The following is a 10,933-nucleotide window of genomic DNA, read 5'->3' as shown; positions in this document are numbered from 1 at the left end:
GGTCAAGCCGGGAGTGCCGCCAATGCTTCCTGGATTTCCTGCACCTTGTCCAATCGTTCCCACGTGAATTCGTCACGGCCGAAGTGGCCGTATGCCGCTGTCTTCCGGAAACCGGGCGAAAGCAGGTCCAGGTCCCGGACAATCGCTTTGGGACGCAGGTCGAACAACTGTTTCACGATGTCAACGAGCACCGTATCGGATACACGACCGGTCCCGAAACTGTCCACAAAAACCGACAACGGGTGGGCTACGCCAATGGCGTACGCCACTTGCACCAGTACTTCATCGGCGGCGCCTGCAGCAACCAGGTTCTTGGCCACGTGGCGGGCTGCATAGGCCGCGCTGCGGTCCACTTTCGACGCATCCTTGCCGGAAAAGGCGCCGCCTCCATGGGCTCCTTTGCCGCCGTACGTATCGACAATGATCTTCCGGCCGGTGAGCCCGGTGTCTCCATGTGGTCCGCCAATCACGAATTTCCCGGTCGGGTTCACGTGCAGGATGAGATCATCATCCAGAAGGGCCGAATCAATGACGCGCGGAAGAAGATGCGTCCGGATATCCGCCTTGATCTTCTCCAGCGACACGTCTTCGTCGTGCTGCGTCGATACCACGATGGTGTGGATACGCTTCACGGTCTTCCCATCCTCATTGTACTCCACCGTGACCTGACTCTTGGAATCCGGACGGAGGTACGGCATGATGTCCGAATTCTTCCGGATATCGGCCAATTCGCGGACCAATCCGTGAGAGTACGCCAGGGCCATCGGCATGTAGTGTTCCGTCTCCCGGCAGGCATAACCGAACATCATGCCCTGATCTCCCGCGCCTTGCTCTCCATCCTTCTCGTCCACGCCCTGGGCAATGTCCGGGCTCTGCTCGTGGATGGCGCTGAGCACCCCGCACGAATCGGCGTCGAACCGGAGATCCGGGTTCGTGTAGCCGATTTCGCGGATGACGTTGCGGGCAATCTCCTGCACGTCCACGTAGGCATTGGTGGTGACTTCGCCCGACAGGACCACGAGACCGGTGGTGACCAGCGTCTCCACGGCTACGCGGCTGTGGGGATCCTGGGCCAGCATGGCGTCCAGGACTGCGTCGGAAATCTGATCGGCAACTTTGTCCGGGTGGCCCTCAGAAACGGACTCGGACGTGAAGAGGTAAGGCATGGGATATGAAGATTGAAAACTCGAAATGGTCAGCGGATACGAACGACCGTTCCTGCTGAATGATTCGGCACTGGCAGACACGACATACTCCCGTTCATCAAACAATCGTGCAGAAATTGATTTCCCCTGCCTGTCGACGTAATTTAGCCTGTCACTTTACAATTACCCTGAAGGAACCCATATGTCCGATCTCGCAGCCAAGGTAAAATCGATCATCGTCGAAAAGCTCGGAGTGGATGAAAGCGACATCACGGACGATGCTTCGTTTACCAACGATCTCGGCGCCGATTCCCTGGACACCGTGGAACTCATCATGGAGTTCGAAAAGGAATTCGATCTGACCATCCCGGATGAGGATGCCGAAAAGATCGCGACTGTCGGAGACGCCGTCACCTACCTGACCGAAAAGGCCGGCTGAACCGGTTCCCCATGAGCGGACGCAGAGTAGTAGTTACCGGAATGGGGGCATTGACCCCCATCGGCCTGGATCATGAGTCGTTCTGGCAGGGCATGATGGCCTGCCAGAGCGGCGCTGCACCCATTACGTATTTCGATACGGAGCCGTATTCGACCACGTTCGCTTGTGAACTGAAAGGATTCGACATCCACGACTTCCTCGAGAAGAAGGAGGCGCGTCGGATGGATCCGTTCTGCCAGTACGCCATGGTCGTTGCCGGGCAAGCCCTGGCCGATGCCGGTATTGATCCCGACAAGCTCTCCACGGAGGAGCAGGAACGGATAGGCGTCATATTCGGAAGCGGCATCGGAGGCATGCAGGAATTCCACAAGCAGACGGAGGTGCTCATCCAGCACGGTCCGCGCCGGATTTCCCCGTTCTTCATTCCCATGCTCATTCCGGACATTGCGGCCGGCCAGATTTCCATCAAGTACGGCCTGCGTGGGCCGAATTACTCGGTGGTCTCTGCGTGTGCGACAGGCAACAACAACATTGGCGATGCCTTCATGCTGATCAAGCTAGGTCACATGGATGCTGCGATCACAGGTGGTTCAGAAGCCAGTGTGACGGAACTCGGAATCGGTGGATTCAATGCCCTCAAGGCCCTGTCCACCCGCAACGACGAGCCGGCCACGGCATCCCGTCCTTTCGACAAGACGCGGGACGGATTCGTTCTCGGGGAGGGCGCAGGTGCGCTTTACCTCGAAGAATTGGAGCATGCCAAGGCCCGTGGCGCCCGGATCTATGCGGAACTGCTGGGCATCGGTATGAGCGGAGACGCGTATCACATCACGGCGCCTGACCCGGAAGGTCTGGGTGCCCGCAATGCCATGAAGGCGTCGCTACGCGATGCAGGCCTTCAGCCGACGGACGTCGACTACCTGAACATGCATGGTACATCCACGGGGCTCGGTGATATTGCCGAAACCAATGCCATCAAGAAGGTATTCGGGGATCACGCCTATCGGATGAACGTGTCGTCCACCAAGAGCATGACCGGACACCTTCTGGGTGCGGCCGGTGCCGTGGAAGCCATCGCTGCCATCGGGGCCATTGTGCACAAGAGGATTCCTCCGACCATCAATTTTGCCCATGCCGACGAGGAGTGTGACTTGAACTACACGTTCAACGAGCCGATTGATCGCGACGTCAAGATTGCGGTCAGCAACGCGTTCGGCTTCGGCGGTCACAATACCAGCGTGGTGTTCGGCGAGTACGCCGGATAGGCGCTACCTGAACACGATTTCCCGGACCGCCTCACGGCCCAACTCATTGTTCAGGCGATCACGCCACGCTTTTCGGTTCAAATGCAGTTCGTGTCGCCAGGCTGGCGAAGCAATCTCGACGAACAGCACATCCTTCTGGAGCCAGGTACGCTTGATCTGGCGTCGCATTTGCTCCCCCTGCATGTCTTCCCAAGCGGCAATGACCTGTCCTTCCGCCATACGGGAGTCCAGTCCCATCGATTTCGTGACGGACTTCAGAATTTCGCCAAGGGACTGTGGGGAAGAGCGACGCATTCCTTAAGATACGAAAATGACCAGGGGACACCGACTTGAAGCAGGAACTGCTCCGGATCGATGTCCCCATGGCCATTCATCGGAAGACGCACGGTGCACTACGGATGCCTTCTTTCGATAGTTACAGGTAGATGGGATTTCCTGGCATTCGTTGCGCTGCAGGCAGGGCACAAATGCAGGCATGCCCGTGATCATACCCCTATTCCCTCGTTCCGCCATGCCCCAGCGATCCCACATCCATCCCGAAACCCTGCTCGCAAAAGCCGGCTGCCAGCCCGATTCGGATCTTGGCGGCGCCACGCCTCCGGTGCACATGGCCAGTACGTTCGAACGGAGTGAGGATGGGACGTACGAATCGGGATACGTATACGGTCGCCTCGCCAATCCCACCCGGGACCGGTTGGAAGACACGCTGGCCCGACTGGAAGGGGCGGCTTCGGCACGGGTATTCGCCACCGGTATGGCCGCGGCCAACGCGCTTCTGCAGACCTTGCATGCCGGAGACCATGTCATCCTGGGTGACGACCTGTATTTCGGTGTGCGCAACCTGGTCCACGGCATGGCGGGCCGGGGCTTGCTTACGTATTCGGAGGTGGACACGTCCTGTGCGGATACCGACTCCGGTGCCGAATCTGCGGCTGTCCAGGCCATTCGCGCTGCCCTGGTACCCGCCACGAAGCTTGTCTGGATTGAGACCCCCTCCAACCCCCTGTTGCGTATTACCGACATCGCGGCGGTCGCAGCGTGCTGCCAGGAGCACGGCGCTGCCCTCGTTGTCGACGGCACCTGGACAACCCCTCTTTTGCAACGACCGCTCGAACTCGGCGCCGATGTGGTTCTGCATTCCGTCACCAAGTATCTGAGCGGACACTCCGACGTACTCGGCGGTGCGCTCGTCTTCCGGACCGACAATGAACTGACCCATGCCGTTCACGCCATCCAGCAGTCCGCAGGTGCCATTCTGGATCCGTTTTCCTGCTGGCTGACCCTGCGTGGTCTGCGCTCCCTCCCGGCCCGCATGCGTGTGCAGACCGAATCGGCCGGGATCCTGGCCGACTGGCTTTCAGACGATCCGAGGGTTTCGGCCGTGCACTATCCCGGACTCGCGCATCACCCGGGGCATGCTGTTGCGGCACGACAGATGACCGGCTTCGGAGCCATGCTGTCCATTCGTACGGGCCGGAGCGGTGACGAAACGCTCGCGAGGGTCGGGCGTGCGCGTGTCTTTACGCGCGCCACGAGCCTCGGTGGAACCGAGAGTCTGATTGAACACCGAAGGTCCGTGGAGGGTGAAGGTTCGCGCACGCCGGCCGACCTCATCCGCTTATCCATCGGACTGGAGCACGTGGACGATCTCCGTGAAGATCTCGATCGCATACTGGCTTGACCTTGCTGCCCGCCGGCAGGCGTTTTAACTTCGCCGGATCAATTTCCGAGACGTGCATGCGCCTGCCTTTCTTCCTCGCAAAACGGTTCGTCGCCGCCGAAACCATAGGCGGTATGCTGCCCGTTGCCGCCGATTTGAAACAGCAAGGCCTGCTGGTCACACTCGATCTGCTCGGCGAATACATCAAGGACCCGAAACTCGCGCTCGAAGCCAAGAAGTCCTACATCGATCTCATCCGGGCCGTCGACGAGACCGATCTGGCCATCGACCGGAACATCTCAATCAAGCTTTCCATGCTGGGTCAGAAAATCGACCCGTCATTCTGCATGGACAACCTGCTGGAGTTGTTGTCGGTGGCCAAGGAGACCGGCACCTTTGTCCGGCTGGACATGGAAGGCACGGACGTCACGGACCTGACGCTGGATATGTTCGAAAAGGTCTATCCGGATTACCGGGACAACGTGGGCGTCGTACTTCAGGCTTACCTGAAACGAACCGCCGAGGACGTGACCCGCATGTGCGAGCTGAACGCGCGCGTCCGCTTGTGCAAAGGAGCGTACAAGGAACCGGCCTCACTCGCTTGGCAGGACATGCCGACCATCCGCGAGCACTACCTGGCCTACATGCAGCAATTGATCACGCATGGGCGATACCCGGGCATTGCGACGCATGATGACATCCTGATGGCCGAGACGAAAACGTTCGTCCAGGAAAACAACATCCCTGCATCGGACTTCGAATTCCAGATGCTCTACGGCATCCGTCCGGAAACCCAGTTGGCCATCATGAACGAAGGGTACAACATGCGGGTGTATGTGCCGTTCGGGACAAAATGGGTGCCGTACTTTTCCCGGCGACTCCGGGAGCGCAAGGAAAACGTGTGGTTCATCCTGAAGAACCTGTTCAAGCGCTGATCCTTTTACGCGCCGACCATGGCCTCCTGTTCGGCCAACCACCGCTCAGCATCTATGGCCGCCATACACCCGGTTCCTGCTGCCGTCACCGCCTGGCGGTAGACGTGATCCTGGGCATCGCCACAGGCATAAACCCCTTCAATGTTCGTGTAGGTCGAATCGGGCTTCGTCTGGATATAGCCCGTTTCATCCCGGTCAATCTGTCCGGCGAAAATGTCGGTGTTCGGCTTGTGCCCAATGGCCACGAAGAACCCTTGCACGGGCACGTTACGCACGTCTCCGGTGTCCACGTTGCGGATGGTGATGGACTCCACCTCCTTTTCCCCGTGGATGTCTTCCACGACCGTATTCCAGATGATTTCGATCTTGTCATGGGCCATGACCCGGTCCTGCATGATCTGCGAGGCCCGGAATGAATCACGCCGGTGGATGAGATACACCTTGTTCGCAAACCGTGTGAGGAAGAGCGCCTCTTCCATCGCCGTGTCCCCGCCCCCGACAATGGCCACATCCTGGTTCCGGAAAAAGGCTCCGTCACACGTGGCACAGGCCGATACACCATGGCCCAGCAAACGCCGCTCGCTTTCCAACCCGAGGTATTTCGCCGATGCACCCGTGGAGATGATAACGGCGTCGGCGAGCAATGGCTTGTCGTCGTCAACCAGCATCCGGAAAGGACGTTGGCTGAAATCGACGGCCGTCACCGTGCCCCAACGGAGCTCGGCTCCGAAACGGGTGGCCTGCTGCTCGAACTTCTGCATCATTTCCGGACCCATGATGCCGTCCGGAAACCCCGGAAAATTCTCGACATCAGTGGTCGTAATGAGCTGTCCACCCGGTTCCGGCCCCTGCAGGACCAGCGGTTCGAGGTTCGCCCGGGCCGTATAGAGGGCCGCGGTCAACCCCGCCGGCCCTGTTCCTATGATCACCACGCGCCGGTGTTCGGCGGCAGAGAAGTCCACGTTTTCCATGATGCACCCTCGTTCTTGACCGAATCCGGTCAGACCGTCTGTTTGGCAAGGTTTTCCAGTCGTTCTGCAAGGACTTTCTTGGGGGCCGTACCCACAAGCTGGTCCACGACCTGGCCATCCTTGAAGAACAACAGCGTCGGGATGGAGCGGATGCCGAAGGACATCGGAATCTGCGGATTGTGATCGACATCCATCTTGGCAACCTTGGCCCGACCTTCGAATTCGGCCGCGAGTTCCTCGATGATCGGTGCAATGATCCGGCAGGGACCGCACCAGGCTGCCCAGAAATCGACCAGGACGGGCACGTCCGAATCGACGACCTCCGACTTGAAGTTTGCGTCCGTCAGCGTTACGTATTTGGCGTCATGTGCCATGACTTTCTCCTTTGATGTTGATAATGGTCTTTTGGTGACCCTGCTCTTGAAAATGTTACGATCGGCCCATAAGCGCCGGAATGGCATTCTCATACACCTCCTTGAGGCGGTGGCCGGAAAGGGATATCCACCCGTCAACAACGAGCCGGTCCCCCTTCACGGTTCCGAGTCGGGTCCACTCCACGCCTTCCCGGACCGCGATTTCACGGAGAACTTCTGCATGGGCTGGTCGACAGGATACCACAATGCGCGACTGCGCCTCTCCGAAGAGCAATGCATCGAGCCGATCATGCGCCAAGCCGGACAGTTCGACTTCCACGCCCAGCGTGTCCCCTTCCGGGCCACGGGATGCCAGTACCGACTCCGCAAGACATACGGCCAGTCCTCCGTCCGAAGCGTCGTGGGCGCTGTGGACACGACCCGTCCGGATCATGGAAAGACAGGCCTTTTGCACGGCCAACTCGCTGGCCAGATCGAATACGGGTGCGTCTCCTGCCGTCATGCCATGCCGGACGGAGAGGTGCTCACTCGCTTCTATACCACCCGGGGGCTGTCCGGTCGGACTCAGCAGCACAACCACGTCGCCCTCCTGCTTGAAATCAAACGTCGTGGCATGGGCTTCGACATCGTCCACGATGCCGAGCATACCGATGGTTGGCGTCGGAAATACGGCGCCCGTCGGATTTTCATTGTAGAATGATACGTTGCCGCCGGTCACGGGGGTCGTCAATACCCGGCAGGCATCCCCCATGCCGCCCACGGCTTCCTTGAACACCCAGTATTGCTCGGGCTTGTACGGGTTGCCGAAATTGAGGCAGTTGGTCACGGCAACAGGAAGTCCGCCGGCGCAAACAACATTCCGGGCGGCCTCAGCCACGGCGATCTGTCCACCTTTCCGGGGATTCAGGTAGACGTATCGACCGTTGCAATCCGTTTTCACCGCCAAACCCCGGTTCGTGTCCTTGATGCGGACTACCGCAGCATCCGAGGGTCCCGGGCCCACGACCGTATTCGTTCGGACCATCGTGTCGTACTGCTCGAACACCCATCGTTTCGAGGCAATGTTGGGTGATGCGAGCAGATCGAGCAACGCAGCCTCTGCCATGTCAGCAGTCAGGTCAGGCAATGCATTCAGGTCTGTTGCGAAGGTTTCGTCCAGATACGCGGGACGTTTCGTCTCCCGGATATAGACCGGGGCTCCGCCGCCCAGCACCAGGTGTTCCGCAGGCACGTTGGCGACTTCCTCCCCGTGCCAGAAGATCCGGACCCGCGGCTCATCCGTCACCTCTCCGATGGCGACGGCATGCAGGTCCCACTTGTCGAAAATCGACTCCAGCTCGGCCTCCCGGCCCGGCTTGCATACAATCAACATGCGCTCCTGGCTCTCTGAAAGGAGCACTTCGTAGGGTGTCATCCCTTCTTCGCGCATGGGCACCCGGTCGGCATGGACAATCATTCCCGACTCACCCTTTGCGCTCATTTCGCACGTCGAGCAGGTAATGCCTGCGGCTCCCATGTCCTGGATGCCCACGACGGCTCCGCTGGCAATGACTTCCAGGGTGGCTTCGAGCAGCAGTTTTTCCGTGAAGGGATCCCCGACCTGTACACTCGGCCGCTTGGCTTCGCTGGCCTCGGAAATCTCCTCGGAGGCGAACGTTGCTCCATGGATGCCGTCCCTTCCGGTCGCAGACCCCACGATATACACCTTGTTGCCTGCACCCGTGGCAATGGCCGACGCCGTCTCCCCGACTTTCACGATTCCCACACTCATGGCGTTGACAAGCGGGTTGCCTTCGTACGAGGGGTCAAAACACACCTCGCCTGCAACGGTGGGCACGCCGAACGAATTGCCGTAGTCGCCGATTCCACGCACGACGCCGTCGAACAGGTACCGGACGCGCGGATTCTCGAGAGAGCCGAATCGCAGGGAGTTCAAGGAGCAGATGGGTCGCGCACCCATCGTAAATATGTCGCGCTGGATGCCGCCCACGCCGGTAGCCGCGCCCTGATACGGCTCAACGGCCGATGGGTGGTTGTGCGATTCAATCTTGAACGCTACAGCCAGTCCGTCACCGATATCCACCAGGCCGGCATTCTCTTCACCAGCCTCGACCAGAAGGGTCTTGCCTTCACGGGGGAGCTTCTTCAACTCAGCAATGGAATTCTTGTACGAGCAATGCTCACTCCACATCACCGAGTAGATGCCCAACTCCACGAACGTGGGTGTCCGTCCCAGCTTTTCCAGGATCCATCCATACTCTTCGTCCGTCAATCCGTGATCGCGTGCGAGTTCAAGCGTAACTTCAGGCTCTTGGTGCACGGGCTGCTCCGTCTGTGTTTGGGATGATCCCCAATATACGGCTACCCCGGCAGCACCTTCGTAAAGAATCAAACGAACCGATGCCGAGAACATGACGCCGACGCCCCGCTTCCATCCGTCTCAACCTCTGGCGGTTCTGATCCTGCTCGTCTCCGTAGTATTCCTGTCTGCGTGTGACATTTCCAGTGATGACACAGACTCGGGAGCTACCTCCGGGCGCTCCCAACTTGTTGGCAGCTACGACCTGGTGTCCATCAGGGATATCACGGGAGACATCACATCCCAGCCGGACAGGACCTTGTTGGCCGGCGTGCCCAATCCCGTGACCGTCAATTTCGGTAGCGGACAGCCCGTAACCGTAACGTTTGTTGTCGTGGGATCCGTCGTCTTCACGTCCACAGCCTACTCCTTCGACATTACGATCCAGACGCAGTTTGACGGATCCAATGAAACGGTAACAGACAACGCCACCGGTACGTGGGCTGCCCAGGGCACCGAGCTGGTACTGAACGATTCGGCCGAACCCACGGATGAAGTCGTTTCCTGGTCACTCGTGCAGGGACGCTTGACCCTCTCCAACGCAGAAACCGTACTGGTATTCCAGCGTCGCTGAAATAAAAAGAGCCCCACACTCTGACGAGTGCGGGGCTCAATAAAAAGATCTCGGCGACGACCTACTCTTCCACCTAAGGGCAGTACCATCGGCGCGGCAGGGCTTAACTTCTCTGTTCGGAATGGGAAGAGGTGGACCCCCTGCGCAATAATCACCGAGATCAATATGTTGACGGTTACCCGTCATTGACGTGATGTTCGTTCCGTAGCGCAGCGCTATTGTGCCTATATCGGCCGTTCGAGCGCCTCGACATGAGGCGTTACATGTAAAAAAGTGGGATTCAAGACTAACGGGTAATTAGTACGGCTCGGCTGAACATGTCACCATGATTACACCTACCGCCTATCAACGTCATCATCTATAACGACCCGTAAGGGAAACCTAATCTTGCAATGGGCTTCGTGCTTAGATGCCTTCAGCGCTTATCCCTTCCAAACATAGCTACCCTGCGATGCAGCTGGCGCCACAACAGGTACACTAGAGGTTTGTCCATTCCGGTCCTCTCGTACTAGGAATAGATTTGCGCAAGTTTCCTGCGCCCGCAGCAGATAGGGACCGAACTGTCTCACGACGTTCTGAACCCAGCTCGCGTGCCGCTTTAATGGGCGAACAGCCCAACCCTTGGGACCTTCTCCAGCCCCAGGATGCGACGAGCCGACATCGAGGTGCCAAACCTCCCCGTCGATGTGAACTCTTGGGGGAGATTAGCCTGTTATCCCCGGCGTACCTTTTATCCTTTGAGCGACGGCCCTTCCATTCGGAACCGCCGGATCACTAAGCCCTGCTTTCGCACCTGCTCGACCTGTATGTCTCGCAGTTAAGCGTCCTTATGCCTTTACGCTCTACGCATGATTACCGACCATGCTGAGGACACCTTTGGGAGCCTCCGTTACTCTTTAGGAGGCGACCGCCCCAGTCAAACTACCCACCTGACACTGTTCCTCTACCGGATAACGGTAGAAGGTTAGGCTTCAACCAAGAAGAGGGCGGTATTTCAAGGGTGACTCCACACAAGCTGGCGCCTATGCTTCGCAGTCTCCCGCCTATCCTACACACTCCTTGGACGAAGTCAATGTCAAGCTGCAGTAAAGGTGCACGGGGTCTTTCCGTCCCGCTGCGGGTAACCGGCGTCTTCACCGGTACCACAATTTCACCGAGCTCGCGGTTGAGACAGTGCTCAAGTCGTTACACCATTCGTGCAGGTCGGAACT

Annotated in this window: 10 protein-coding genes and 2 rRNA genes (1 of these 12 only partly in view); 5 read left to right on the top strand and 7 right to left on the bottom strand. The window is 58.7% G+C overall.

Features of this window, described 5'->3' with window-relative positions:
* Window positions 1-2: 2 nt before the first annotated feature.
* Entirely contained in the window at window positions 3-1,166 is a 1,164-nt protein-coding gene (gene metK / locus RIE53_08195; GenBank protein MEQ9104662.1) for a methionine adenosyltransferase, read from the bottom strand.
* Window positions 1,167-1,347: 181 nt separating this feature from the next.
* On the opposite strand from metK, the gene RIE53_08190 reads away from it, so the two are divergent.
* Entirely contained in the window at window positions 1,348-1,584 is a 237-nt protein-coding gene (locus tag RIE53_08190) for an acyl carrier protein (GenBank protein MEQ9104661.1), read from the top strand.
* An 11-nt stretch (window positions 1,585-1,595) separates the two neighbouring features.
* Window positions 1,596-2,849: a beta-ketoacyl-ACP synthase II gene (gene fabF, locus RIE53_08185; protein ID MEQ9104660.1), complete on the top strand. Its 1,254-nt coding sequence runs from the start codon at window positions 1,596-1,598 to the stop codon at window positions 2,847-2,849.
* A 3-nt stretch (window positions 2,850-2,852) separates the two neighbouring features.
* Here the strand turns inward: fabF and RIE53_08180 are convergent, their stop codons facing one another.
* Entirely contained in the window at window positions 2,853-3,143 is a 291-nt protein-coding gene (locus RIE53_08180; protein ID MEQ9104659.1) for a DUF721 domain-containing protein, read from the bottom strand.
* A gap of 217 nt (window positions 3,144-3,360) precedes the next feature.
* Between RIE53_08180 and RIE53_08175 the strand changes: the two genes are divergently transcribed.
* Together RIE53_08175 and RIE53_08170 are read left to right on the top strand one after the other, a co-directional pair.
* The gene (locus tag RIE53_08175) at window positions 3,361-4,530 is read left to right on the top strand and encodes an aminotransferase class I/II-fold pyridoxal phosphate-dependent enzyme (protein MEQ9104658.1); all 1,170 of its coding nucleotides are present in this window, start codon (window positions 3,361-3,363) and stop codon (window positions 4,528-4,530) included.
* 56 nt (window positions 4,531-4,586) lie between these two features.
* Window positions 4,587-5,444, top strand: a complete 858-nt coding sequence (locus RIE53_08170) for a proline dehydrogenase family protein (protein ID MEQ9104657.1) — start codon at window positions 4,587-4,589, stop codon at window positions 5,442-5,444.
* Between the two features lie 5 nt (window positions 5,445-5,449).
* Here RIE53_08170 and trxB read toward each other — a convergent pair whose 3' ends face one another.
* Genes trxB through purL form a run of 3 tightly spaced genes read right to left on the bottom strand, consistent with a single transcriptional unit; the run spans window position 5,450 to window position 9,109 of the window.
* A complete protein-coding gene (trxB, locus tag RIE53_08165; protein MEQ9104656.1) occupies window positions 5,450-6,415 on the bottom strand; it encodes a thioredoxin-disulfide reductase in 966 nt (321 codons plus the stop codon).
* A 29-nt stretch (window positions 6,416-6,444) separates the two neighbouring features.
* Complete coding sequence (trxA, locus tag RIE53_08160) at window positions 6,445-6,789, bottom strand: thioredoxin (GenBank protein MEQ9104655.1); 345 nt, start codon at window positions 6,787-6,789, stop codon at window positions 6,445-6,447.
* A 55-nt stretch (window positions 6,790-6,844) separates the two neighbouring features.
* Window positions 6,845-9,109 (bottom strand): phosphoribosylformylglycinamidine synthase subunit PurL, encoded by a 2,265-nt coding sequence (purL, locus tag RIE53_08155; GenBank protein MEQ9104654.1) that lies wholly within the window; start codon window positions 9,107-9,109, stop codon window positions 6,845-6,847.
* Window positions 9,110-9,200: 91 nt separating this feature from the next.
* Between purL and RIE53_08150 the strand changes: the two genes are divergently transcribed.
* A complete protein-coding gene (locus RIE53_08150; protein ID MEQ9104653.1) occupies window positions 9,201-9,722 on the top strand; it encodes a hypothetical protein in 522 nt (173 codons plus the stop codon).
* A gap of 48 nt (window positions 9,723-9,770) precedes the next feature.
* On the opposite strand, the gene rrf is transcribed toward RIE53_08150, so the two are convergent.
* Window positions 9,771-9,881: ribosomal RNA gene (gene rrf, locus RIE53_08145) — 5S ribosomal RNA — on the bottom strand.
* A 117-nt stretch (window positions 9,882-9,998) separates the two neighbouring features.
* A 23S ribosomal RNA gene (locus RIE53_08140) occupies window positions 9,999-10,933 on the bottom strand; it runs 1,990 nt beyond the window's last position.

Source organism: Rhodothermales bacterium, from assembly GCA_040221055.1.
Lineage (GTDB): Bacteria > Bacteroidota > Rhodothermia > Rhodothermales > UBA10348 > 1-14-0-65-60-17.
This window is presented reverse-complemented; position numbering and strand designations above follow the sequence as displayed.